The sequence below is a fragment of the Sorangium sp. So ce281 genome, from assembly GCF_051527395.1.
GTDB lineage: Bacteria > Myxococcota_A > Polyangia > Polyangiales > Polyangiaceae > Sorangium > Sorangium cellulosum_B.
Map to the genome: position 1 here is coordinate 783,517 of NZ_CP150322.1, position 23,582 is coordinate 807,098.

The following is a 23,582-nucleotide window of genomic DNA, read 5'->3' on the forward strand; positions in this document are numbered from 1 at the left end:
ACGCATGGTCAGCGCTCGTCCCCTCGACGCCCTCCGCTTCCCTCTCCGCACGGCTGGCTTCGTCGGCCTCACCTTCGGCATGTACGGCCTGCTCGAGGTCGACACAGCGATCTCGCCCGCGGCCGACCGCGAAGTGGTCCTCCACACATGGATGCGCCGGTATGGGCGCGCGCTCCTGAAGCTCTACGGGCTCGACGTGCGCGCGGGCGGCCTCTTCCAGGGTGAGCTCGCGGCGGGGCGCGCCGCCGGCGCGGCCGATCCGGCGGGCGCCGGGTACTGCCCTGGACGCGACGCCGCTGGGCTCGGCCGGCTGTTCGTGATGAACCACCGCTCCGCGCTCGACATCATGATCACGCTCGCCTTCTTCGAGGCCACGGTCGTGAGCCGGGCCGACCTCGCCGGATGGCCGGTCATCGGCATGGCGGCGCGCCGCGTCGGAACGCTCTTCGTGGACCGTTCCAGCAAGCGCAGCGGCTCTGCGGTCGTCCAGGCGATGTCCTCCGCGCTCAAGGGCGGCCGTGGTGTGATGGTTTACCCCGAGGGGACCACGTTCGCCGGAGATGAGGTGCGGCCCTTCCGCGCGGGCGGCTTCACCGCGGCATGCCGCGTCGGCGCGGAGATCGTCCCTGTGGGGCTCGTGTACGGCGGCGCCGAGTCCTCCTACGCCGACGAGTCGTTCACGACGCACATGGCCCGGGTGAGCCGTGCGCGACGTATCCCGGTGGCGCTCGAGGTCGGCGCGCCCATCGCCACGGTAGGCCAGGACGTCGGCGAGGTGCGCGACGAATCGCACCGCGCCGTCCAGGCGCTCGTCCGCCGCGCCCGCGCGCGGCTCGTCTCCGACGGTTAGGCGCCGCGCTCTCTCCTGCGCCGCTGGCTTCTGCGATCGGCCCTCGCTACGATGCGGGCCGCCGGCGACCCCATGGAGCGTGAAGGCAACCCTAGCGAGACCGCCATGGCATGGCAGGTCCTGAAGCCCCCCCGCGGAGGGGCGATCCATAATGAGCTGATGTTCCTGGCGGACGCGAGCGAGCAGCTCACCGGATCGCTTGATCCTCATACGATCCTCGATCGGCTCGCGCGTCTGTCGGTGCCCTACCTGGCGGACTGGTGCACGGTCGATCTCATCGAGCGTGGCGCCGCGGACACCATGGGCCTGGTCGGCTCCGTGCCGCCGCCGCCGCCGTTGGACGGCGATCCCGCGTTCGTGGCCGGGGCGGAGGGGTTCGACCCGGCGCCCGTGGCGGGCATCTACGCGGCCCGGCGCCAGCGCGCCGCCGCGGACTCCGACCCGGCGGGGTCCGATCGCGCGGGCCACGCGGGCGCGACGCGGCGGCGGTTCTGCCGCGTCGCCGCGAGGCACGTGAACCCCGAGCGCGAGGGGCTCCTGCGCGCGATCTCGCCCGACGCCGAGGAGCGCCTCGGCATCGCCAAGGTGCTGCACAGCGGCGAGTCCGAGCTCTTGCACGAGCTCGATCGCGACAAGAGCGACGAGGCCGCCGAGCGCGCCGCCGCGCTGGAGCAGCTCGGCACGCGGTCGGCGATGGCGGTGCCGCTCATCGCGCGCGGCCGCAAGCTCGGCGTGCTGTCGTTCGGCGTCTCGGAGTCGAACCGCATCTACTCCGCGGACGATCTCGTGCTCGCGGCCGAGCTCGCGCACCGCGTGGCGCTGGCGCTCGACAACGCCTACCTCTACCGGAAGGCGGAGGAGGCGCGCCACGCCGCGGAGCGGAGCGCGGACCGGGCCGCGTGGCTCTTCGCGGTGACGGCCGCGCTGTCCGACGCGATCACGCCGCCCGCGGTGCTCCGCGTGCTCGCGAGCGACGTCGTCGCGGCCGCCGGGGCGATGACCGGCGTGGTGGCGCTGCGCGCCGGGCTCGGCGGCGAGCTCGAGACGGTGCGCTCGACGGGCTACCTCGAGGCGCAGATCGCGCGCTTCAAGAGCTTCGACCTCGGCGCGGAGCTGCCGCTCGCGCGCGCGGTCCGGGAGCGGCAGCCGATCTTCCTCGAGTCGGAGGGGCGCTTCGGCGAGTTCGAGCCGGGCTTCGCGTCGTGCTGCGTCGCGACGGGCGAGCGCGCGTACGCCGCGATCCCGCTCTTCCTCGAGGGGCGCGTGCTCGGCGCCGTGGGGTTCGGCTTCTCTGCGCCGCAGTCGTTCACCGAGGACGACCGGGCGTTCATGCTCGCGCTGGTCCAGCAGAGCGCGCAGGCGCTCGAGCGGGCGCGCCTCTCCGCGCTGCAGACGGAGGAGGCCATGCACCTCTCGCACGAGGTGCTGAAGCAGATGCCCGAGGCCATCCTCGTCACGGACGTCGAGGGCAACATCCGGTACTGGATGGGCGAGGCCGAGTCGATCTTCGGCTACCTGTCCGAGGAGATCGTCGGCAAGAGCATGGCGCTCCTCCACCGCGAGGACGTCCGCGAGGAGAGCACGGCGCGGATCCTCCAGCAGATCGAGGACGCGCGCACCTTCGTCGGCGAGGTCCCGTGCGTGCGGCGCGACGGCTCCGAGGTGCCGATCGAGATCACCGCGTACGCGGTCCACGACCAGGAGGGTCGCCCGCTGTTCCTCGTCGGCATCCACCGCGACATCACCGATCGCAAGCGGGCCGAGGAGGAGCGCGCCCGGCTGATCCGGGTGCAGGCGGCGCGGGCCGAGGCCGAGGAGGCGGCGCGGCGGTTCGCGTTCCTGGCCGAGCTCAGCACGGCGCTCGCCGCGTCGCTGGACTTCACGGCCACGCTCCAGTCGCTCGCGCGGCTCGTCCTGCCGGTGCTCGCCGATTTCTGCCTGGTCGACATCGACGACGGGCTCGGCCTGCGCCACGTCGCGGCCGCGCACGTGAGCCCGCTGAAGGAGCCGCTGCTCCGGTACTTCCACCCGAGCCGGGTCGACGGCGAGCCGGGCCCGGTGGCGCGCGTGCTGCGCACGGGCCGGTCGGAGCTCTACGCGGACGTCCGCGGGGACGTGCTGCTGAACGAGGCGATGACGAGCGAGGAGGCCACGGCCAACCGGACGCTCGCGCCGCTCTCGTACCTCGTGGTGGCGCTCCGGGCGCGCGGGCGGATCCTCGGCGCGATCTCGCTCGTGTCGTCGGAGTCGGGCCGGTTCTTCGAGCGGTCCGACGTCGCTTTCGCGGAGGAGGTGGCGCACCGGGCCGCGCTCGCGCTCGACAACGCGCGCCTGTACCGCGAGGTGCAGGACGCCAACCGGCTGAAGGACGAGTTCCTCGGGACGGTGTCGCACGAGCTGCGGACGCCGCTCAACGCGATCCTCGGCTGGGCGAGGATGATGCAGGCGGGCTCGCTCGACCGGGTCGCGGAGACGCGGGCGCTGTCGGCGGTCGAGCGCAACGCCGAGCACCAGGTGACGCTGATCGACGAGCTGCTCGACGCGTCGCAGGTCGTGACGGGCACGCTGAAGATCGAGCGGCTCGCGGTGGAGCTGACGTTGCCGGTGCAGACGGCGGTCGAGTCGATCCTCCCGTCGGCCGCGGGCAAGGGCGTGGCGATCGAGACGAGGCTCGATCCGGAGGGGGTGTTCGTCGAGGGCGACCCTGCGCGGCTCCAGCAGGTCGTGTGGCACCTGCTCTCGAACGCGGTGAAGTTCGCGCGCCCTGGGGGGCTCGTGCAGGTGCAGCTCTCGCAGGACGAGCGCTTCGCCGAGGTGAAGGTGATCGACGACGGAGAGGGCATCTCGGCGGACTCGCTCCCGCACGTCTTCGAGCGCTTCCGGCAGGAGGACAACAGCGGCGCGCGCCGGCACGGGGGGCTCGGGCTGGGGCTGTCAATCGTGCGGCACATCGTCGGGCTGCACGGCGGCATGGTGCGCGTGACGAGCGCCGGCCCGGGGCGCGGGACGACGTGCACGGTGCAGCTGCCGCTCTCGACGGGCGCGACCGCGACGGCGCTCACGAACGCGGGCATCGCGCCGGACCCGCGCAACCCGTTCCCGCGGCTCACCGGCGTGCGGGTGCTCATCGCGGACGACGATCCCGACACGCTGGCGATGCTCTCGGCGGTGCTGCGGCGCTGCGGGGCCGAGGTCAGCACGGCGACGTCGAGCAACGAGGCGCTGAAGCTGCTGGAGACGTCGGAGCCGGCGCTGCTCGTCGTCGACATCGGGATGCCGGGGGAGGACGGCTACTCGCTGATCCGGCGGGTGCGGGATCTCCTGCCGCGCAAGGTGGGGCGCACGCCGGCGCTGGCGCTGACGCCGTACGCGCGGACCGAGGACCGGGTGCGGGCGCTCGCGGCCGGCTACCAGATGCACGTGCCCAAGCCGATCGAGCCGATCGAGCTGGCGGCGGCGGTGAAGTGCCTGGCGACCGGGTTCATGCCTTGGTCCCGGGAAGAGTGAGTGACGGGGGATCCGGGGGGCACGCGCCGGGGTGGGGGTGTGCGCGGCAGCGCGCGGGGGGCGCTGGCCATCCGCCAAGACGGGGGCGGGGGAGCTTGCGCATGAAACACCGCCCGGCATGTCTCACTTCGGGCCTTGCCTTCTGAGACGTTTCGTCGCGCGCCACACAAGGCGCGCCTGGGACGTGGAGCCGGCTTGGACCTTATGGCACCTCGTTCGGTGCTCCAGCGCGCCCCCCGCGCGCTGCCGCGCACACCCCCACCCCGGCGCTCACCGCCTGGACGCCCGTTGAAGAGAAGAAAGGGGGGATCCGGCGGCAGCGGGCTGATCTGTAGACGCCGGCCGCGGTTCACTGCGGCGCTCTGCGCTGCCCCCGTAAAGCACAAAGATCGATCCGCGGGTGCTTCGCCCCCTATGCTGTGCTCGTGCTGCACGATGCAGGAGCTGGCGGATCTCTTCGGCTGGGTGGGCACGACCATCGAGGGCAAGTACCGCGTTGACGAAGTCGTCGGTGAGGGCGGCTTCGGGGTTGTTTACCGCGGATACCATCTCGGCTTCGATATGACGGAGCGATCCGGCTCTGGGACACGGCGGGTTGGGAGCTGAAGAAGACGCTCACAGCTCATACAATGCGTATTGCTTCCATGGTCTTCGACCCCCGCGGTGAGATCGTGGTTTCAGGCTCGTCTGATGGCACGGTGCGAGCCTGGGAGGGAGCCTCGGGGAAGGCGTTGCGCGTGCTCGGAGAGTGTGCGGACGCCGTCGAGTGCGTGGCCATGAGCCCGGACGGGCGGCATGTGGCCGCGGCGTGCACGGACGGGATGGTGCGAATCTATCGATGGGCGAGCGCGATATGACCTGCCCTTCTTCGAGAAACCAGGGCGAAGTATCCTGCGAGCTGCTGGAACTCTCCGATCCTCTTCGCTGGGAGAGGCTCCAACGAGCGAGGCACGGACGACCAGCCGCTCACTCCGCCTGCACCGGCTGGTCCATCGGGGATACCTGCTTCCGCGATACGACGTGCCGCTCCAGGAACACCGTTCCGAGCCCGGTCACGAGCAGCGCCGCGCTTAGCAGCGCAACGCACGCGAAGCCCTCGGCGGTGGGCAGGCCGGAACCCCCGCGCTCAGCCAGCGGCCCGAAGAGGACGCCCGCGAAAGCCCCCGTGCCGAACTGCACCATTTGGAATGTGCCCATATAATGCGCAGACTCTTTCTCGGGCACCGACAGCAGCGCGATCTTGTCCAGCGCGGGCATCGCCAGCGTCGAGCCGAGGCCCAGCAGCACGTAGGAGGCACCCAGCGCGTACCAGGGCATAGGCGGATGCAGCGTCCCCAGGAAAGAGAGGCAGCCGCCGACCGACAGGCCAAGCCCCGCGGCAATCGCCAAGTAGGGGCGGTGGTCCGCCGCGCGGCCCGCCCACATCGACAGCGGCAGCGCCAGCAGCGGCTCGACCAGCAAGAGCCGGCCGACCACGTCCGGGGTCAGTCCGTGCACCTGGCGCAGGTAGCTCGGCGCGAACAGGCCAACTCCGCCGCTCGCCAGGTAAAGCAGGAATACCCGCATGCAGCCGATAAGGAAGACGGCGTTGCCCAGCGCGCCACGGGGCAGCAGTGTCGAGGCCGCGTCGGCGGTGCGCTCGAGGTACATGAAGATGGCAACCGTGAGCGCCAGCGCCACCATCAGCACGAGGCGAGCCAGACCCGACATCGTGCCCACGCCCTGCGCACAGAAGATGCCCGCCAGCAGGGTAAGCGCGGCCCAGACGGGCAGCCGGCCCGCGGGTCGCTCCGGCGGCGGGGCCACGCGTGGCAACACCAGCGCCGAGCTTATCAGGCACACGAGCCCGATGCCGGAGAGAGAGTAGAAGATCACCGGCCACGCCGCGTACTGCACCACGAAGCCGCCCAGAAGCGGCGCGATGAACGACGCCACCGCGAGCACGCCGCCGAACCAGCCGAAGGCCCAGCCGGTGCGCTCCGGCGGGAAGAGGACGCGAATGAGTCCCATCAGCGCCGGGACGATCATCGCGTCGGCCAGCCCCTGAAGCGCCTGAAAGACGAGGAACAGCGGCCATGAGCGCGTCAGCCCGCTCAACAGCGACGCGGCGACGAAGAGGGCAATGCCGAAGAAGAACTGTCGCCGAAGCCCGACGCGGTCCGCCAGCTTCCCGAAGAACGGGAGGCCCACCGCGAAGAACGAGAAGAACACCCCGTTGCGCCACTGCAGCGTCGCGTACGTGACCCGGAGGCTCCGCGCCACGTCTACGAACGCGATCGACAGCATCGTCGTGCTCATCACGCTGGCGAACACGCCGAGCGAGATGGTCATGATGGTGAGGCGGGGCCGCTTGGTGTGCGAGGGCTCGGTCACGATTTCACCTTCATGATAGGTCTCAGGACTGCCTCCCGCAGCGCCAGGTGCGGCGCGCCTTGGCTCATCGACAGTTCGTCCTGCCCGCCTTTGTCGCAGCCGCCAAACGCATGATCGATGAAGGTCAGGTCGTCCGCAAGGCCGCTCAGCTGCGCCATCGCCGCTGCCTTGTCGTCCACGATGTCAAAGCAGCGCACCCGCTCACCGGTCAGGATCCCGTTACGGATCCTCAGACCGTAGACCGGCCGGACGATGAAGTCGCGCCCGGTCGACCAGCCGCCGATTGCGCCCACGCAGTACACGCCTCGCTCTACGCTCGCCACGAGTGCCTCGCGCGACGCCGTGCCCGGCTCCACATACATCACCGACATCCGCGGGAGCGCGCGCGGCGCGCCGGGGGTGCGCCGCCCATTGCCCGATCGCTCGACGCCCAGCCGCTCGGCGGTCTCCCGGCTGTACAGCAGATCGTTCCAGATGCCGTCGCGGATTAGCTCGGTCCGTCTCGCCGGGGATCCCTCGTCGTCGAATTGATAGCTGCCCAGGTGTCCGGCGAGCCCGGGATCGTCCACGACGCGCAGTGGGAGCTCGGTCCAGCGGTAGCCCAGCCGGAAGCCGGCCGGGACCATCGATTCGAGGTAGTTGTCCGCTTCGGAGCTGTGGCCGATGCATTCGTGGATGAGGGTCGAGGCGATCCACGGATCCAGCACCACCGGGCACCGCTCCACAGCAGCGAGCGGCATGCCGTCCACCGCCGCGCGGATCTCCTCGACAATCTGCCCAGAGGCGAGCGCGGCGCGGAGCTTCTCCTCGAGCGGATCCAGCCCGGCGTCTGGCGCTGCCGCCTGCCAGACGACCGGCACGCGCGAGCGCGGTCCCTCGACGACGCACTTCACCAGCATGGCAGTGAGTGTTGTGACCAGTTCCCGCTCCGCGACACGCTTGCGAACGACGCGGGAATCGAGAATCAGTTCCCGGGACTCCAGGTGCCGCGCCCAGGGTGCGAGCGCCTCGTCAAGCGCGTGGCGCCACTGCTGGGCCGAGAGCTCCAGCGCGTCGTGGGGCAGCAGGAGCGGATCCGGCCGCGCGGTGCCCAGACGGGCGGAGACCCCATCCTGTTCGATCTGGACGCGATGGTAGGAGCGGACGTCCATCACACCGCCAGCGCCCGCTCCATGCCGGCGACGATCGCGTCGCCCTCGGAGGTCAGCCGCGCGTGCCGCAGGATGGTTCCGATGGCCACCTTCACCCGCCCCTCGATTTTCTGGAGGTACTTCTCCATCGGTGCCTCCGGTGGGCTCGGGACGCCTCCGTTCAGCATGCGGCGGGTCATGTGCAGATCCTGGATGAACGAGAAGACGCCATGAAAGAGCGCCGACATCGGCCGGGGCATCGGGACAAAGGGCGATGGGTGGAGCTCGTCATCCGGGTTCGTCGCCAGGCGGAAGACGTCGAGAATCGAGCTCAGCTTGTTGTGCGCGGTCTCGTGCACCAGCGTCTGCGCTATCATGTAGTCCGGCCGCGCGCTCGAAGCGATGAGCCCGCGAAAGCCCGCGACGCTCCCGTTGTTCGGATCCAGCCCGCGCGAGCTGACCGGCAGCACGAGGCGGATACCCTCCTCAAGCTCCGCGTGGGCTGCCGGCCAGAGCTCGCGGACGAGCCCCAGCCCGCGCGTCATTGACGCGCGGAATTCATCGAGGTCCGCGTCGGTGATATCGAGGTGGAGCGGGCTCACGCGGCCTTGATCTTCGCGCTTAGGGAAGAATTCGGTATACCAACCGCTGGTCCGCATCAGCAACACGCGCCCGCCCGGCGCGGTCGGTAGCGGCGACAGCGTCACGTCACCGCGTGCCGGGCGCTCCTGGCCCAGCAGCGCGGCCACCGACACCTCGAAGGGCGATGCGCCGCCGACCCGGAGCGCACCGCCCTCGCGGACGACCGGGAGCACCTCGGGCAATGCGAGCGGCACCTCCAGCGCGCGCAGCACCGGGAAGAAGAGGTGCAGCTCGCCGCGCCCGGACGGTGCCAGCAAGATCGGCTCGCTCTCGGGCAACGCCCCGTTCGCCAGCAGGACGGGCAGCAGAAAGCTCCCCAGGTGCCGCACGATGAGCTCCACCCGCGGCGGGTAAGCAAACTCGATGGCTTCGGCCATGCGCCAGATCCACGATGTCAGCTCCGGCCCGAGCACCGTCTCGCGGATGTCCCCCGGCTTCAGCCCCACGAATGCGCTGACGAGCGTCGCCAGCGAGCGCTTGTGTGCCGGATCCCGGAGGAGTGGGTATGCCTTCGCGCACGTGAGCAGGAGCCGCTTGAGATACGGCCGGTAGACGCACTCGCGCAGCTTCTGATTCTCGCGCGTCTCGGTCTCAGGGAGCACCAGTCTGCCCAGGTCCGGCCGCGGCAGCGGCGGCTGCAGTAGGGACCGCACCCGGTCCATGTCAAGGTGCAGCTCGTCCTTGGCGGGGGCCGGCGCAGGGGCCGCCTCCGCCTCCACGCCCGCGAGAACCCGGATGCGCCGGGCCCGCGCACGCCAAAAGCGGCGCTCGACCTCTTCTAGCACGACGGGATCCCGGAGCGCTTCCCCTATGCCGGCGAACCAGGCCTTGACGCGAGCGGGCATTGCGGGTGAGGGATCCGAGAAGTCGGTGAGCTCGGCGGTGGGCATGGGTGACCAGAAGCGCTGGTCCAGAGAGAGCACCTCGGTCAACAGGGGCATGAGCTGCGCCCCTGATTCGCTGTTGAACCGCAGCGATACGCTCGTGGAGGGGCCGCGTGATACGCCCCAGTGCGCCCAGAGGATGGGGATGTAGAGCAGGTCCCCTGGCTCCAGCGTGTACTCGAGAGCGTCCTCGGGCATGAAGACTGAGCCCACATCGGGCGCGTGGAGCATCCGCTGGCGAACGATCTCCTGCTGGATGAAGTCGGGCGCGTGGAGCCGCCAGATTTTCATCCCCCACTGCTGGAGGACGAAATTGTCGCTCGTGTCGAAGTGGCTTCCGATGCTGTGGCCGTCGTTCGCCTTGATGCCATCGAACCCGACGCTAGTGCAGCCGAACTCGGCGTGGAGCTGTCTGGCGATGGCCCGCAGCCGCGGGACCACCCGGTCGATGTGCTGCCCGAAGATGACGTCGTCGCCCGAGCGCTTCAGCTCTCCCGGCGCGACCGTCTCCAGGAGCGTGAACGCCTCGTCCAGCTCGGCCTCCTCGACGGGTCGCTCCAGCAGATGGAGCGCGCCACCTTTGATGAAGAGGGGGCGCTTTCGCCAGTAGTCCCGAAAGAACTCCTCGCGACCGATTCCCGGGAGAGAGAAGCTCACAGGAAGGCCTCCTCGTACGTTGTCGTCAACCGGGCCAACCCGTTCCTGGCGTGTGCTGCTTCGCGCTGACGGCCCAGGCGTGACGCCGCGATCTCCGCCAGCTGATAGGGCTCCCGCCGCAGCGGAAGCTCCTCCAAGCACCGCGCTGTCAACGCCAGGCACTCCTCGAAATTCTGGCGCTTGCACTCGGCCAGCGCCCGGAGGGCCAGGCCGTGCGCCTGGATCGTGTCGACGAGCTCTCCTTCGGCGCGCGCCAGCCATGCCGCGGCCGCGCCGTGCTGGTGGCGCGCCAGGAACTTGAGCCCCAGCTCGTAAGCGGGCCACGTCGCGCGATCACCGAGGGCCTGCGCCTGCGCGTGGCTCTCCTCCGCGTCGGCGAGGCGGCCGGCGCGCGCGCACAGGAGCGCCCGCAGCGCCATCCCTGGCCCGCCGAGCGGGAGGAGCTCCTCGCTGGTCAGCGCGTCCAGCGCGTCATCGGAGAGCGGCGACCCGCCCGCGATGACCTCCATCGATCGCTCAGCGTGCCGACCCCGCGGGGACGACGGGACGAACGCAAAGCCCATGGCTCGCGATAGCGCCTCACCGAGCGGACGGAAGGAATCGGGCATGAAGCCGCTGTAGATAGAGTACGTCATCGTCGGCGGCTCATCGAGCAACCCGAGCGCGGAGACCGCGGTCACCACGTTCGCCACGCTGTGTACGGGCCGCTCGCCGCCATTGTAGAAGTAGTCGAGATCCACGTCCAGTCGCGCCCCGACGAGGTCCAGCCCGCCTAGCCGGCGCAGCGTCGTGGCTTCGATGACGAGCGGACCGACGGTCGCCCGCGCCGAGGCCGCGCCGGCCCTGAACGTGGCGGCCACCTGGTGGCCATGACCTGGCAGCAGCGACAGCGCATTCCACAGCGCCGCGCCAAGCTGACGCGCGTCGAGAGGCCGCTCCTCGGGCAGCACCCATATGACCCGGCGGATGAGCCCGACGTCCGCCGCCGCGTACAGGAAGTTGTCCAGCCCATACGGGAAGCGCTCATCGTCGCGGAAGGGCAGATCCCGGTTCAGCGCGTCTAGCGAGCCACCCCGCGCCGCCTCCCGTACGCGCGAGAGCTGGCGTGGGCGGATGCGCTTGAGGTCGAGGTGGCGATCGAGCACGACCACCGTTTCTTCGCGCCAGCCTGAGCGGTGCCAGTGCGCGAGCACCTCGCCGTGCTCCTCGAAGGAGATGACCTCGCGGCGCCTCACGCGATGACCCCCAGGCGCGCCAGGCCGTCGGCCAGGGCGGAGAGCGAGGCTACCGTCGTCGAGACGCCCCGCTCGGCCAGCGTGCGTGCGGTCTCGTCGAGCCGTTCGCGGCCGCGTTCGACGAGGGCCACGGCCGCGGCAGTCGAGGGCCCGCGCAACAATCGACCGGGCGCGGCGGCGTAGAGGAAAATGACCTGGCCCGATTCGTCCGCCGAGAGCGGGCGCTCGGTCAGGCTCCGGGCGTAATCGAGCGGATAGCGCTGGACGGCGTAGCGCGCTGCGCCGTTCGATCGAATGAGCGGGGTGCGGAGCTCGAAGCTGGGGTCCCGGTTGATCACCAGGATGGCCAGCATGCCCGTCAGGAATTCGTGGGTGAGCAGCAGCGGCGCGTACGGCGCGAGCGTCAGGAGCGTCCCCTCGCGGCGCAGGAACTCGAAAAACGCCTCCTCGATGGAGATGCCGGCGCCCGCGTAGGGCACCTGCCGCACGTCTTCGTACTCTGGCGACTCGACGAAGCGGTAGATGACCTCGAGGGGCGCGCACCCCTTCCGCTCCAGGAGCGAGAACAGGTCCGGAAACGTTCCGCGCATCCCGCCCTCAAACTTCAGCTCGCCCCGGAGTACATTGCGGCAGATGGACTCGCTCAGGGTCACGAGCTCGGCCCTGTCGATGGGGCGCAGCAAACACAGCTCGCGCGGTTCCAGGCCGAGCGCGTCGAACCGACCGGCGAGGAAATCGTCGCGGAAGCTCCGGTGGTGCAGCAGCCGATAGAGCGCGCTCTGGAGCGGTTCAGGCATGGGCAGGCTCCTCGGACCAGGCGGCCACGATGGCCTTAAGCCGCTCGAAGTTGCGGACTGACTTCGGGAGCAGCTCCCCGTCCTCGCGGTACTTTGGATCTTCGAAGGTGACCGCCCGCGCCTGCGGGCAGCGGGGCAGCAGGTACTCGAGTAGCTCGAGCTGCTCATCGAGCAGGACGCCGTGGTGAAGATCCCGGAACTTGTCACCCACGATCTGGCACCCGGATAGGTGGAACTCGTGGCAGGACCCGAGCGGCAGCCGGTCCAGCCCGTCGAAGCGGCGCTCGCCTACGCGGCCCTTGAGCCACTGATAGCTGAGGATGTGCCCAATATCGAGGGTTACGGGCGAGCCGGTCTCGTGGGCGACGGTGCGGAAGAAGTCGAAGGCGTCGATGTCCCCCACCGAGATCGTGGCTCCCTCGGTGAATCCGGGGAACTCCACCGAGAGCGGGGCCGCTAGGGCCGACTGCCAGGCGCGCACGTTCTGGATGCAGGCGGCGAGCCCCTCCTCGGTCAGGAAGGGCGGCAGCGGGTACGGCAGCGCCTTGTTGGCTATGGACCACAGCCCGAGGTCCTCGACGATCCACAAGAAGCCGTAGCGCTCGACGAGGGTATTGGTGAATTCGATGACGGGCCGACGGTCGTACGGCTCCAGCGTCGCCATGTTGAGCAGCGTGTGATGAAGGGCGCGATGTGCGATGTCCGGCGCGGCGGCGAACAGGGCGTCATAGGCCGGGAAGTAGTCCTCCGCGCGGAGTCGGTTCCGGTTCCCCGGCTGGAACGCAAAGATCATGTAATTGAAGCATCGCTGATAGCGGTCGAGGAAGCGGTGCACCTTCAGCGTGACGGTCTCGCCGCGCACCGGGTCGCGCTCGAAGCCGATGGGCTCGCCCCACGGCAGGTCCATGCCGACACCCAGCCCCAGCCGCTCGGTCGTGCGGAATCGAATCTCGTTCGTCGTCATGCGGTCCTCTGCTCGGGGATAGGCTCGCCCGCGCCGGTCGCCCGCAGGCGGCCCAGCAGCGCAGCGCCGTCCCCGTCGGTGGCGACAAGCGTGTCACCCTCCGTGTGGAGCGCTGGAGGGAGCCGGTGGAAGGTCTGCCACAACAGGTTCACCAGGAAGGTCCCGGGCGGACCGCCGTCCAGCCGCGCGCGCAGAGGCCGCGCCCAGGGGAACAGCCTGAGCGCAAAGACCGGCGCGCTCCGGCGAGGGTGCCGGCGCTCCGGCGGGAGGTCGTCGTTCTTCCTCGGGTGCACGTTGTGGTGGATGCTCAGGAACCGCTCCTGGCGCTCCTCGAAGGAGGGGTCGCCCTCCATGACACGGAGCCGGTAGCCGACCCGCCCCTGGCCATAGCTGAGCAGCGCGTTGCCCTGCAGCGCTGCTCCCTCCTCGAGGGCGAGGCCGTAGCGTGCGGGATCCTCGGAAAGACGCGTGCCCGGCTCGACGATGAGCATCTGCATCACGTCGATGCCAATCTTGTCCGCGTTCTTCGTCAGGAAGGCCTCGGACGCGGCCAGCTCCTCGGGGGTCTCGTCGAGGATGCCTCCCATGACCGAGAGGCGGAGCTCGATACCCACGGCATGGAGGTTGTCGATGATTTGCTGGTAGTCGGCGGCGTGGACGCCCTTCTCCAGCTTGTCCAGCAGCCGCTGCGAAGTGGTCTCGTAGCCGACGGCCATCTGGACGCAGCCCAGCGCGCGTAGCTCATGACAGAACCCGATATCCAAAAGCTGCTTCTCGAACCGGCAGCGGACGCTGAACTCAATGTGAATGCCGCGGCGCGCGAGCCGCCGCATCGCCTTGATGGCGACCGGGAGGTTCGTCATCTCGTCCACGAGGTTGATACGTCGCACGCCGTATGTCTCGACGATGTGCTCGCACTCGGCGGCGATCTGCTCCGGTGCCTTCTGTTGATATCCCAGCTTCCGCGAGCGGTTGCCGTAGGAGCAGAATGCGCAGCGGGCCCAGAAGCATCCGACGCAGGTGATGAGCGGCATCTGGATCGAATCCATCAGGTAGCGCCGCCAAGGGAGGTCGCTGAAATCCGGAGGAGGGAGGGTATCGATGGCCGGGGCCGGATCCATCCGCGGCGGCGCCCGGTCGTCGAGCCACGTCACGGACGGCACCTCCGACCACGGGCACTCTCCGGCCACGGCCTGGGCGAGCGACACCAGGGTATTCTCTCCGGCCCCTGTCGCGAGGCAGTCGACGTACCTTGCGATAGCGGGGACGCGCGCCATGGCCTCATGGCGTAGCAGGATCTGCTGCCCACCGAAGACGACGAGCGTGTCCGGGAAGCGCGCCTTAATCCACCGGGCCATCAGGAGCGATGGCCATATCTGGCTGAAGAACGCCACCGAGACCCCGACGATGGCCGGGGGGCGCTCACCGAGCGCGCCCGCGAGCAGCTCCCGCAGAGCGCAGGCGCCGAGATCTTCCACCGCCGGCTCGCCGAAGGCCTCGAGCGCCAAACCCATCGCGGGCAGCGACCTGAACGCGCGCTTGAGGGCGGAGCCCTCGAGCAGCAGCTCGATGCCATGGCTCATCAGTCGGACCGCCGAGCCGCCCTCCTGAATCGAAGCTGCCTTGTCGAAGACGCGTGCGCGCAAGGTGTTACACACGCCGCGCAGGTAGTGCGCCATCTCGATGCGGTACGCGTCGCGCAGGGGCGCGCAAGACGGTGTCTCATCCAGCTTGTGCTCGAGGTACCGGCCGAGCACCGGCTCTCTGAAGAGCGCGAAGGCGAGCTCGATATTGAGATCGCGCTGCCTCACGGCCAGCCCCGCGCGGCGCAGGTAGGCTGTCAGCATCGGGAGGCTGAGGTAAGGGAATAGCCGCGCCTCGGTCGACGGCGGGAATAGCAGCAGCGCGTCCCCTCCGGGGGGCCCAGCGTCGTCCGAGCGCCCTTCGATCTCGTGGTCCATTGTCGGCTCTCGGAAGGCGATGACCCGGTGCCTCTCTCGGGGCACCGGGTCATCGAGGTGACTACTCTTCGGACTTTTCCGTCTCCTGCTGCGCCACATCGTCCGAAGTCACGCCGAACCGGAACATGTGGAACGCGTTTCCGATCTTCAGCTCGTTCGACTCGATGACCTCAAGTTGCTCGAGCTCCTTCACCTGATCTTGGCTGTTCATTTGCTATGTTCCTTGGCTTGGATGACCCCGTGTAATTGCTGCGCCGCTTGGGGCCGGGCACCCCAAGAGGTAAGCAAGGGCAGCATGCGCGTTCACAGTTGTCAATCCAATCATGGATTCCAGCACAATTCTGACCGTCATCGCGCGATGGCGTCATCCCGGAGCGCCCTCTCAAATCCATTGAATTTCAATGAGTTCGTTGGGTATCGCGTGGGTCGCGCTCCTAGAGTATTACGCCATGCCTCGATGCTCCCTGGTGCCGGCATGGTCGATGCGTGTCATGGGAGAAGGCATCATAGGAACGTTACGTCCGGAACGTCGACCCTGCTGGTTCCCGCACCTGCCGACCGTGGCCGCGCAACCGGCCACGTCGGAGGAGCTCCGCCGTCGCCTGGCGAGGGTGGCACCGTGCTCGGGTCGATGCTCCTCGGAAACCGCGTGAATCTGGACAGGCCGACCTCTGGCTCCCCGGCCCGGACGGGTTCGACCCGGCGCCCGTGGCGGGCATCTACGCGGCCCGGCGCCAGCGCGCCGCCGCGGACTCCGACCCGGCGGGGTCCGATCGCGCGGGCCACGCGGGCGCGACGCGGCGGCGGTTCTGCCGCGTCGCCGCGAGGCACGTGAACCCCGAGCGCGAGGGGCTCCTGCGCGCGATCTCGCCCGACGCCGAGGAGCGCCTCGGCATCGCCAAGGTGCTGCACAGCGGCGAGTCCGAGCTCTTGCACGAGCTCGATCGCGACAAGAGCGACGAGGCCGCCGAGCGCGCCGCCGCGCTGGAGCAGCTCGGCACGCGGTCGGCGATGGCGGTGCCGCTCATCGCGCGCGGCCGCAAGCTCGGCGTGCTGTCGTTCGGCGTCTCGGAGTCGAACCGCATCTACTCCGCGGACGATCTCGTGCTCGCGGCCGAGCTCGCGCACCGCGTGGCGCTGGCGCTCGACAACGCCTACCTCTACCGGAAGGCGGAGGAGGCGCGCCACGCCGCGGAGCGGAGCGCGGACCGGGCCGCGTGGCTCTTCGCGGTGACGGCCGCGCTGTCCGACGCGATCACGCCGCCCGCGGTGCTCCGCGTGCTCGCGAGCGACGTCGTCGCGGCCGCCGGGGCGATGACCGGCGTGGTGGCGCTGCGCGCCGGGCTCGGCGGCGAGCTCGAGACGGTGCGCTCGACGGGCTACCTCGAGGCGCAGATCGCGCGCTTCAAGAGCTTCGACCTCGGCGCGGAGCTGCCGCTCGCGCGCGCGGTCCGGGAGCGGCAGCCGATCTTCCTCGAGTCGGAGGGGCGCTTCGGCGAGTTCGAGCCGGGCTTCGCGTCGTGCTGCGTCGCGACGGGCGAGCGCGCGTACGCCGCGATCCCGCTCTTCCTCGAGGGGCGCGTGCTCGGTGCCGTGGGGTTCGGCTTCTCTGCGCCGCAGTCGTTCACCGAGGACGACCGGGCGTTCATGCTCGCGCTGGTCCAGCAGAGCGCGCAGGCGCTCGAGCGGGCGCGCCTCTCCGCGCTGCAGACGGAGGAGGCCATGCACCTCTCGCACGAGGTGCTGAAGCAGATGCCCGAGGCCATCCTCGTCACGGACGTCGAGGGCAACATCCGGTACTGGATGGGCGAGGCCGAGTCGATCTTCGGCTACCTGTCCGAGGAGATCGTCGGCAAGAGCATGGCGCTCCTCCACCGCGAGGATGTCCGCGAGGAGAGCACGGCCCGGATCCTCCAGCAGATCGAGGACGCGCGCACCTTCGTCGGCGATGTCCCGTGCGTGCGGCGCGACGGCTCCGAGGTGCCGATCGAGATCACGGCGTACGCGGTCCACGACCAGGAGGGTCGCCCGCTGTTCCTCGTCGGCATCCACCGCGACATCACCGATCGCAAGCGGGCCGAGGAGGAGCGCGCCCGGCTGATCCGGGTGCAGGCGGCGCGTGCCGAGGCCGAGGAGGCGGCGCGGCGGTTCGCGTTCCTGGCCGAGCTCAGCACGGCGCTCGCCGCGTCGCTGGACTTCACGGCCACGCTCCAGTCGCTCGCGCGGCTCGTCCTGCCGGTGCTCGCCGATTTCTGCCTGGTCGACATCGACGACGGCCTCGGCCTGCGCCACGTCGCGGCCGCGCACGTGAGCCCGCTGAAGGAGCCGCTGCTCCGGTACTTCCACCCGAGCCGGGTCGACGGCGAGCCGGGCCCGGTGGCGCGCGTGCTGCGCACGGGCCGGTCGGAGCTCTACGCGGACGTCCGCGGGGACGTGCTGCTGAACGAGGCGATGACGAGCGAGGAGGCCACGGCCAACCGGACGCTCGCGCCGCTCTCGTACCTCGTGGTGGCGCTCCGGGCGCGCGGGCGGATCCTCGGCGCGATCTCGCTCGTGTCGTCGGAGTCGGGCCGGTTCTTCGAGCGGTCCGACGTCGCCTTCGCGGAGGAGGTGGCGCACCGGGCCGCGCTCGCGCTCGACAACGCGCGCCTGTACCGCGAGGTGCAGGACGCCAACCGGCTGAAGGACGAGTTCCTCGGGACGGTGTCGCACGAGCTGCGGACGCCGCTCAACGCGATCCTCGGCTGGGCGAGGATGATGCAGGCGGGCTCGCTCGACCGGGTCGCGGAGACGCGGGCGCTGTCGGCGGTCGAGCGCAACGCCGAGCACCAGGTGACGCTGATCGACGAGCTGCTCGACGCGTCGCAGGTCGTGACGGGGACGCTGAAGATCGAGCGGCTCGCGGTGGAGCTGACGTTGCCGGTGCAGACGGCGGTCGAGTCGATCCTCCCGTCGGCCGCGGGCAAGGGCGTGGCGATCGAGACGAGGCTCGATCCGGAGGGGGTGTTCGTCGAGGGCGACCCTGCGCGGCTCCAGCAGGTCGTGTGGCACCTGCTCTCGAACGCGGTGAAGTTCGCGCGCCCTGGGGGGCTCGTGCAGGTGCAGCTCTCGCAGGACGAGCGCTTCGCCGAGGTGAAGGTGATCGACGACGGAGAGGGCATCTCGGCGGACTCGCTCCCGCACGTCTTCGAGCGCTTCCGGCAGGAGGACAACAGCGGCGCGCGCCGGCACGGGGGGCTCGGGCTGGGGCTGTCGATCGTGCGGCACATCGTCGGGCTGCACGGCGGCATGGTGCGCGTGACGAGCGCCGGCCCGGGGCGCGGGACGACGTGCACGGTGCAGCTGCCGCTCTCGACGGGCGCGACCGCGACGGCGCTCACGAACGCGGGCATCGCGCCGGACCCGCGCAACCCGTTCCCGCGGCTCACCGGCGTGCGGGTGCTCATCGCGGACGACGATCCCGACACGCTGGCGATGCTCTCGGCGGTGCTGCGGCGCTGCGGGGCCGAGGTCAGCACGGCGACGTCGAGCAACGAGGCGCTGAAGCTGCTGGAGACGTCGGAGCCGGCGCTGCTCGTCGTCGACATCGGGATGCCGGGGGAGGACGGCTACTCGCTGATCCGGCGGGTGCGGGATCTCCTGCCGCGCAAGGTGGGGCGCACGCCGGCGCTGGCGCTGACGCCGTACGCGCGGACCGAGGACCGGGTGCGGGCGCTCGCGGCCGGCTACCAGATGCACGTGCCCAAGCCGATCGAGCCGATCGAGCTGGCGGCGGCGGTGAAGTGCCTGGCGACCGGGTTCATGCCTTGGTCCCGGGAAGAGTGAGTGACGGGGGATCCGGGGGGCACGCGCCGGGGTGGGGGTGTGCGCGGCAGCGCGCGGGGGGCGCTGGCCATCCGCCAAGACGGGGGCGGGGGAGCTTGCGCATGAAACACCGCCCGGCATGTCTCACTTCGGGCCTTGCCTTCTGAGACGTTTCGTCGCGCGCCACACAAGGCGCGCCTGGGACGTGGAGCCCGCCGGGACCTTATGGTTCTTCCCCGGCGGCGATGTGGAATTGGAAGAAAGAACAATAATTTCGAATGGTTGTGGCTCGTTGTTGGCCGGGTGCTCTCGAGGCGTGGCCCAACGCGCCGCCTTCGGGCGCATCCGCTTCTGCCGTTGCAGCGGCGGCAAGGTCGCCCCCGGTCAGCGCCCGGTGGAGCGGCGCGGCCGCGATGGAGATCGCGCTGCTCACTGAGCCCGTTTCCTCGGACACTGGGCCGCCGCCCGCTACCGAGCCGCCCTTGCCGGTCAGCTCGGGGATCGCTTCATCCAGGGGGGGCGAAGGCGCCCAGGCCGAGCTCCGCGACCTTGCGCGCGGCGCGCTTGTCGTGGTGGATCTGGCTGCTCGACTTGTGCCCGGTCCGATCGGAGATCCACGTCTCCGTGCGACCGATGGAAAGCCTGATGGTGATCGACCACGCCTGATGCAACTCCTGTCACATTCCTTTCGAGGCCTTCCTGCTCGGCGGTAAAGGGTGTTCACGACGGAGTCGACGAAGCCGTCGTAGCTCCACCTTGTCGACGATTATTGCCCACTGCCCTTCGATCCGGCGAGCTTGCACCAAGCCACGGCGGCGCCACCCATGCAGGGTGACAACGTTGTATCCCGTCTTGCCCAGGTTGTGAACGGGACGGCGGATGCGCTGATGTGTTTGGCTCCCACCGACCCTCCTATACTGCCGAGCGGCGCGCTCTGCTTCGTAGCGTGCACGCTCGAGGCGCTGCTGCCAGAGGGCTTCCTGCCGCGCACGCCGCTGCTCGAGATCGGTGCGGACCCGCAGACAGATCTCTAGCGCGGCCGGCGTCAACGCCGAAAGCGCCAACGCCGTAACCACCCGATCGACACAGGGGCCTGAGATGCCCCCTGACGCGTCAGCCAATGTGCGTGTGGAGGAACTCGACCGTGCGCTGCCACGCGAGCGCGGCGCTCTTCGGCTCGAACTTGGACGAATCGGTCGAGCGCATGAACGCGTGGCCGGCGTCGTAGACGTAGAGATCCATCGCGCCTCCACCGGAGCGCGCCGCCTTCTGGATCTCTTCGGCTACGGAAGGGTTCGCCCAGTCGTCCACCTTGGCGTAGTGCCCGCAGATGGGCGTCTTCACCTCGGCGAACTCCTCCGGTGCGATCCGCGGAAGACCGTAGAACGGGACCGCCGCCTCCAGGGCCGGCCGCACGTAACGTGCCGCAGCGAGGGTGAGCGCGCCACCCAAGCAGAAGCCCGCGACCGCGACCCTCCCGTTGCACCGCGGATGCGAGCGCAGGTAGCCGACCGCGTGGCCGAGCTCACCTACGGCCTTCTGGAAGTCGAAGGCGCCGATCAGCTTCGCCGCCTCCTCGTCGTTCTCGGCGAGCTTGCCGTGATAGAGGTCGGGGGCGAGCGCGAGGAAGCCCGCCTGCGCGAACTGCTGGCAGTGCGCTCGCATCACCTCGTTGAGGCCGTGCCACTCGTGGACCACGACGAGCCCCCCGACCTTGCCCGAGCCAGGCGGCTCGGAGAGGGCGCCCTTCATCTGCCCCGCGTTCCCCAACGAAAACGTCACCATCGTCGTCATGTTGTCCTGCTCCTTTCGTCACGCACTTCTCTTCACCAGGGCACGGGGCCGCGCGCGTCGAAGAACCCGCCGGTCGGGCCGGCGTCGTCGAGGAGCGCGAGCCTCACGGACGCGCGGGCGCCTTCCTCGACGGTCTGCGTGCCGCGGTGGCCATTCAGGTCGGTCGCGGTGTAACCGGGGTCCGCGGCGTTGACCTTGATGCCCGTCGGGGCGAGCTCCTTCGCATACTGCACCGTCACCATGTTGAGCGCCGCCTTGGAGGCGGGGTACGCGATGGCGTTGAACGACGCGTACTCCCACGCTGGGTCGCCGTGGTTCGCGAGCCCGCCGAGCCCGCTCGACACCATGACGATGCGCGCCGCGGGCGACGCTCGTCGGAGCAGCGGGAGCATCGCATTCGTCACGGCGATGGCAGCGAAGACGTTGACCTCGAACACGTGGCGCACCTCGTCGAGTCGCGTCGCGCTCGGCGTGGAGCGGCCGAGGAGGATGCCCGCGTTGTTCACGAGGACATCCAGCCGCCCGAGGTCGCGCTCGATCGTGCGATGCGCTTCGGCGACGCTCGCGGCGTCCGTCACGTCGAGCGCGATGAAGCGCGCGTCGATGCCCTCTCGGCGCAGCGCCGCAGCGGCTCGCGCGCCGCGCTCCTCGTCGCGTGCTCCGACGAGCACCGTCATGCTCGCGCGGCCGAGCTGGCGGGCGGTCTCGAGGCCGATCCCCTTGTTCGCGCCCGTGACGAGCGCTGTTCGCTGGACGTTCATGCCCTCCATCTACGACCGAGCGTCCAGAGGAGATTGGGCGATCTTGGCTCGACGCGCGTGCTTGGGGAGCAGGGAGCCGCCCGAGAACGCCCTAGCGCCGAGAAGGGCCGCGCGGTATCGTCCTCGGCGTGGACCTGTCGGCGGCGCAGCGCGGGCGGAGCCGGATCGCATTCTCACGCCCGGCTGCGCTCCCCGGCCTCACTGTCGGGCAGTTCCGGAGCGACGGGCCCCTGTTCACCTGCGTGACGGACCGCTACGCCACCGCGCTCCACTTCAGTGGCCGCTCCGAGTGGTCGCTTCGAGGCGCGCGCTGGTCGAGCGGCCCGGGCACGATCGACGTGAAGGTCCCCGGAGAGGTCTTCGCAGAGCACGCCCGCCAAGGCCAGCGGCGGTTTCAAGTCGTGATCTTCGACGCGCGCATGGTCGACGAGGCGCGCGCGACGCTGGACTCTCCCGCGTCGCCCCCGACGGAGAACGCGCTCTGCGCGCACGACCCGCGCGCTGCACCGTTGGCGGCGTTGCATCGCTCGCTGCTTCGCGGCGACGCGACGCCTCTCGAGCTCGCGGGTGTGTCGTCCGAGGCGCTCGCCGCCCTGTGCGAGCTCACCACCATGCGCCGAGATCCACCCCGTCCGCGCAGCGCGTGGGCTCGCGCGGTGACGCGCGCGCGCGAGCTCCTCGATGCGCGGTTCACCGAATCGATCGCGCTCGACGAGCTCGCCGCCCACGCGCGACTCGACAAGTTCCGCCTCTGTCGTGCCTTCCGCGAGGAGGTCGGGCTTCCCCCGCACGCGTACGTGACCTACCGGCGCGTCGGCCTCGCAGGGGCGCTGCTCGCCCGGGGAGTCCCTCCGGCGGAGGTCGCTGCGCGCGTGGGGCTCTACGACCAGAGCCAGCTCCACCGGCATTTCAAGCGCATCGCCGGGGTGACGCCGGGGGCGTACGCCCGAGCCGCCCGCTGACTCTTTCTCCTCGACGCGCCGCGCCTCGCCTACGCCTGCCGGATCAGCTTGTCGATCTCCGGCGGGATGCAGCCGTAGCCTTCGGCGGCGGCGAGCAAGGCGGCGTTGTGAGGTAGCCCGAGGTGTCGCGGTCATGCCCGCCACCCTTCGACGTGACGAGCTCTAGCCAGCACGCTCGAGCGCGACGGCTCGCAGCGCGCGCCAGATCGCTGCCTTCGCCTTGCGGATGCCGTCGGCACTTTCTCCGTCACGATTGGAGCTGCACGACGTCGCCCGTGCGCGGGCGGCTCGTCGGAGAGCGCTGTGGGGCAGGCCACGGTTACCGCGCGCCGACGGCCGAACGCCTGGCGCTGTGCACGATGCCGCACGTGTAGCAGCGTTGCCCGCCAGCGCGGCCTGACGACCGCGCGGTTGGAGCTGCCGACGGCGCGAGGGTAGCTGCTCCTGCCCTATCTGAACCTCCGTTGTTGTGGTGTTCGGGATCGCGACGGAGCCTGAACGAGAGCCCGCGAGGAGGCCCGAAATGGTAATTCTGACGACCCGGTATCTCGTCGCGAGTTACCTGGATCTGGTCAGGTGTGGAAACTTGTCGCATACGTATGCAAGGGCGGTGCGCGGCGGGCACGACCGCGGGGCGGCCCGAAGGGCGCGGCGCCAGTCGAGGCTGGAGGCTGCACGCCTGGAGGCGCTGAAGCGGATGGGACCGCCGATGGAGGGAGGAGGAAAACTTGCAAGCAGCATGCGAGCCGCGTGGGAGGCGGCGGAGCGCGGGAGGCACGCGGTCCCAAGCCCACGGTGAGCGTGCTGAGCATCGCCTCGCTCGTCGGGTTCATGAAGGTGAGCACGTTGAAGTCGCTCATCGCGTTCGGGTCCGGCCGGCGCGCCCCCGCGTTGATCTTCCACTCGTGCGTCATGAGCACGAAGTCCCTGTCCACGCGCGGCCCACGGGGCTTCTTCGGATGCACGATGAACATCCCCACGCCGCCGAGCGCGATCTGGGTCATCTCGTCGAAATGGGAATGGTACATGTACGTCCCCGGGTACCGGACCACGAACTCGTAGACGTACGTTTCCCCGGGCGGGATGTGTTTGTCAGAGCGTTCCACCACGACATGGTCGTTCCTCCTGAAGAGCTCATCGCCGGGAGCTCGGTCACCCAGGTACACGGGTCGTCAACGCGCGCCTGGTTCCAGGCGGACGGCCGTGAGCGCTCTGCTTCCGGGCTGCACCTCGCAGACGCGGGGGACCCGGCGGCATTAAG

The 23,582-nt window shown here is 70.0% G+C and carries 19 protein-coding genes and 1 pseudogene; 8 read left to right on the forward strand and 12 right to left on the reverse strand.

The window, feature by feature from the left end:
• The first annotated feature begins 4 nt into the window (after positions 1 to 4).
• From WMF27_RS02875 to WMF27_RS02890, 4 genes are all read left to right on the forward strand, one after another.
• On the forward strand, positions 5 to 850 hold the full coding sequence (locus WMF27_RS02875; protein ID WP_437761790.1) for a lysophospholipid acyltransferase family protein: 846 nt from the start codon (positions 5 to 7) through the stop codon (positions 848 to 850).
• Between the two features lie 105 nt (positions 851 to 955).
• Complete coding sequence (locus WMF27_RS02880; protein WP_437761789.1) at positions 956 to 4,357, forward strand: GAF domain-containing protein; 3,402 nt, start codon at positions 956 to 958, stop codon at positions 4,355 to 4,357.
• A gap of 435 nt (positions 4,358 to 4,792) precedes the next feature.
• Entirely contained in the window at positions 4,793 to 4,963 is a 171-nt protein-coding gene (locus WMF27_RS02885; protein WP_437761788.1) for a hypothetical protein, read from the forward strand.
• 38 nt (positions 4,964 to 5,001) lie between these two features.
• Positions 5,002 to 5,214, forward strand: coding sequence for a WD40 repeat domain-containing protein (locus WMF27_RS02890; protein WP_437944514.1), 213 nt, complete (start codon positions 5,002 to 5,004; stop codon positions 5,212 to 5,214).
• Positions 5,215 to 5,323: 109 nt separating this feature from the next.
• Here the strand turns inward: WMF27_RS02890 and WMF27_RS02895 are convergent, their stop codons facing one another.
• The 3 genes from WMF27_RS02895 to WMF27_RS02905 are packed head-to-tail and all read right to left on the reverse strand — an operon-like array spanning position 5,324 to position 9,728.
• Positions 5,324 to 6,730: an MFS transporter gene (locus tag WMF27_RS02895; RefSeq protein ID WP_437761786.1), complete on the reverse strand. Its 1,407-nt coding sequence runs from the start codon at positions 6,728 to 6,730 to the stop codon at positions 5,324 to 5,326.
• The gene (locus tag WMF27_RS02900) at positions 6,727 to 7,881 is read right to left on the reverse strand and encodes a TldD/PmbA family protein (protein WP_437769905.1); all 1,155 of its coding nucleotides are present in this window, start codon (positions 7,879 to 7,881) and stop codon (positions 6,727 to 6,729) included. The genes WMF27_RS02895 and WMF27_RS02900 overlap by 4 nt, the downstream gene beginning before the upstream one ends.
• Entirely contained in the window at positions 7,881 to 9,728 is a 1,848-nt protein-coding gene (locus WMF27_RS02905; RefSeq protein WP_437944515.1) for an aKG-HExxH-type peptide beta-hydroxylase, read from the reverse strand. Before WMF27_RS02905 ends, WMF27_RS02900 begins: the two co-directional genes overlap by 1 nt.
• On the opposite strand from WMF27_RS02905, the gene WMF27_RS02910 reads away from it, so the two are divergent.
• On the forward strand, positions 9,609 to 10,112 hold the full coding sequence (locus tag WMF27_RS02910) for a hypothetical protein (protein WP_437944571.1): 504 nt from the start codon (positions 9,609 to 9,611) through the stop codon (positions 10,110 to 10,112). The two genes, WMF27_RS02905 and WMF27_RS02910, sit on opposite strands and share 120 nt — an antisense overlap.
• On the opposite strand, the gene WMF27_RS02915 is transcribed toward WMF27_RS02910, so the two are convergent.
• From WMF27_RS02915 to WMF27_RS02935, 5 genes are read right to left on the reverse strand one after another with little or no spacing between them, the layout of a single operon-like run.
• Positions 10,040 to 11,278: a hypothetical protein gene (locus WMF27_RS02915; RefSeq protein ID WP_437761784.1), complete on the reverse strand. Its 1,239-nt coding sequence runs from the start codon at positions 11,276 to 11,278 to the stop codon at positions 10,040 to 10,042. The two genes, WMF27_RS02910 and WMF27_RS02915, sit on opposite strands and share 73 nt — an antisense overlap.
• Entirely contained in the window at positions 11,275 to 12,075 is an 801-nt protein-coding gene (locus WMF27_RS02920) for a hypothetical protein (RefSeq protein ID WP_437761783.1), read from the reverse strand. The genes WMF27_RS02915 and WMF27_RS02920 overlap by 4 nt, the downstream gene beginning before the upstream one ends.
• Positions 12,068 to 13,039, reverse strand: coding sequence for a multinuclear nonheme iron-dependent oxidase (locus WMF27_RS02925; RefSeq protein ID WP_437761782.1), 972 nt, complete (start codon positions 13,037 to 13,039; stop codon positions 12,068 to 12,070). Before WMF27_RS02925 ends, WMF27_RS02920 begins: the two co-directional genes overlap by 8 nt.
• Positions 13,036 to 15,099 carry a B12-binding domain-containing radical SAM protein gene (locus tag WMF27_RS02930; protein WP_437761781.1) on the reverse strand — a complete coding sequence of 688 codons (2,064 nt, stop codon included), beginning with the start codon at positions 15,097 to 15,099 and terminating at the stop codon, positions 13,036 to 13,038. Before WMF27_RS02930 ends, WMF27_RS02925 begins: the two co-directional genes overlap by 4 nt.
• On the reverse strand, positions 15,062 to 15,211 hold the full coding sequence (locus tag WMF27_RS02935) for a hypothetical protein (RefSeq protein ID WP_437761780.1): 150 nt from the start codon (positions 15,209 to 15,211) through the stop codon (positions 15,062 to 15,064). The genes WMF27_RS02930 and WMF27_RS02935 overlap by 38 nt, the downstream gene beginning before the upstream one ends.
• 497 nt (positions 15,212 to 15,708) lie before the next feature.
• Here WMF27_RS02935 and WMF27_RS02940 point away from each other — a divergent pair, with 497 nt between their 5' ends.
• Complete coding sequence (locus WMF27_RS02940; RefSeq protein ID WP_437761779.1) at positions 15,709 to 18,825, forward strand: GAF domain-containing protein; 3,117 nt, start codon at positions 15,709 to 15,711, stop codon at positions 18,823 to 18,825.
• A 485-nt stretch (positions 18,826 to 19,310) separates the two neighbouring features.
• Here the strand turns inward: WMF27_RS02940 and WMF27_RS02945 are convergent, their stop codons facing one another.
• Positions 19,311 to 19,475, reverse strand: a complete 165-nt coding sequence (locus WMF27_RS02945; RefSeq protein WP_437761778.1) for a hypothetical protein — start codon at positions 19,473 to 19,475, stop codon at positions 19,311 to 19,313.
• Between the two features lie 153 nt (positions 19,476 to 19,628).
• Here WMF27_RS02945 and WMF27_RS02950 point away from each other — a divergent pair, with 153 nt between their 5' ends.
• Positions 19,629 to 19,838, forward strand: a complete 210-nt coding sequence (locus tag WMF27_RS02950) for a hypothetical protein (RefSeq protein ID WP_437761777.1) — start codon at positions 19,629 to 19,631, stop codon at positions 19,836 to 19,838.
• Between the two features lie 79 nt (positions 19,839 to 19,917).
• On the opposite strand, the gene WMF27_RS02955 is transcribed toward WMF27_RS02950, so the two are convergent.
• Together WMF27_RS02955 and WMF27_RS02960 are read right to left on the reverse strand one after the other, a co-directional pair.
• Positions 19,918 to 20,598: a dienelactone hydrolase family protein gene (locus WMF27_RS02955; RefSeq protein ID WP_437537058.1), complete on the reverse strand. Its 681-nt coding sequence runs from the start codon at positions 20,596 to 20,598 to the stop codon at positions 19,918 to 19,920.
• A gap of 32 nt (positions 20,599 to 20,630) precedes the next feature.
• Complete coding sequence (locus WMF27_RS02960) at positions 20,631 to 21,359, reverse strand: SDR family oxidoreductase (RefSeq protein ID WP_437761776.1); 729 nt, start codon at positions 21,357 to 21,359, stop codon at positions 20,631 to 20,633.
• A 128-nt stretch (positions 21,360 to 21,487) separates the two neighbouring features.
• On the opposite strand from WMF27_RS02960, the gene WMF27_RS02965 reads away from it, so the two are divergent.
• Complete coding sequence (locus tag WMF27_RS02965; RefSeq protein ID WP_437761775.1) at positions 21,488 to 22,321, forward strand: helix-turn-helix domain-containing protein; 834 nt, start codon at positions 21,488 to 21,490, stop codon at positions 22,319 to 22,321.
• A 776-nt stretch (positions 22,322 to 23,097) separates the two neighbouring features.
• On the opposite strand, the pseudogene WMF27_RS02970 reads toward WMF27_RS02965, so the two are convergent.
• Positions 23,098 to 23,418, reverse strand: a pseudogene (locus WMF27_RS02970) (multicopper oxidase domain-containing protein); the annotation flags it as partial.
• Positions 23,419 to 23,582 lie beyond the last annotated feature (164 nt).

Excerpts from the sequence above, each read along its gene's own strand:
- WMF27_RS02930 (WP_437761781.1), bottom strand. The coding sequence starts at position 15,099 with ATGTGGCGCAGCAGGAGACGGAAAAGTCCGAAGAGTAGTCACCTCGAT.
- WMF27_RS02960 (WP_437761776.1), bottom strand. The coding sequence starts at position 21,359 with ATGAACGTCCAGCGAACAGCGCTCGTCACGGGCGCGAACAAGGGGATC.
- WMF27_RS02925 (WP_437761782.1), bottom strand. The coding sequence starts at position 13,039 with ATGACGACGAACGAGATTCGATTCCGCACGACCGAGCGGCTGGGGCTG.
- WMF27_RS02900 (WP_437769905.1), bottom strand. The coding sequence starts at position 7,881 with ATGGACGTCCGCTCCTACCATCGCGTCCAGATCGAACAGGATGGGGTC.
- WMF27_RS02935 (WP_437761780.1), bottom strand. The coding sequence starts at position 15,211 with ATGAACAGCCAAGATCAGGTGAAGGAGCTCGAGCAACTTGAGGTCATC.
- WMF27_RS02950 (WP_437761777.1), top strand. The coding sequence starts at position 19,629 with ATGCAGGGTGACAACGTTGTATCCCGTCTTGCCCAGGTTGTGAACGGG.
- WMF27_RS02890 (WP_437944514.1), top strand. The coding sequence starts at position 5,002 with ATGGTCTTCGACCCCCGCGGTGAGATCGTGGTTTCAGGCTCGTCTGAT.
- WMF27_RS02955 (WP_437537058.1), bottom strand. The coding sequence starts at position 20,598 with ATGACGACGATGGTGACGTTTTCGTTGGGGAACGCGGGGCAGATGAAG.
- WMF27_RS02875 (WP_437761790.1), top strand. The coding sequence starts at position 5 with ATGGTCAGCGCTCGTCCCCTCGACGCCCTCCGCTTCCCTCTCCGCACG.
- WMF27_RS02920 (WP_437761783.1), bottom strand. The coding sequence starts at position 12,075 with ATGCCTGAACCGCTCCAGAGCGCGCTCTATCGGCTGCTGCACCACCGG.
- WMF27_RS02880 (WP_437761789.1), top strand. The coding sequence starts at position 956 with ATGGCATGGCAGGTCCTGAAGCCCCCCCGCGGAGGGGCGATCCATAAT.
- WMF27_RS02885 (WP_437761788.1), top strand. The coding sequence starts at position 4,793 with ATGCAGGAGCTGGCGGATCTCTTCGGCTGGGTGGGCACGACCATCGAG.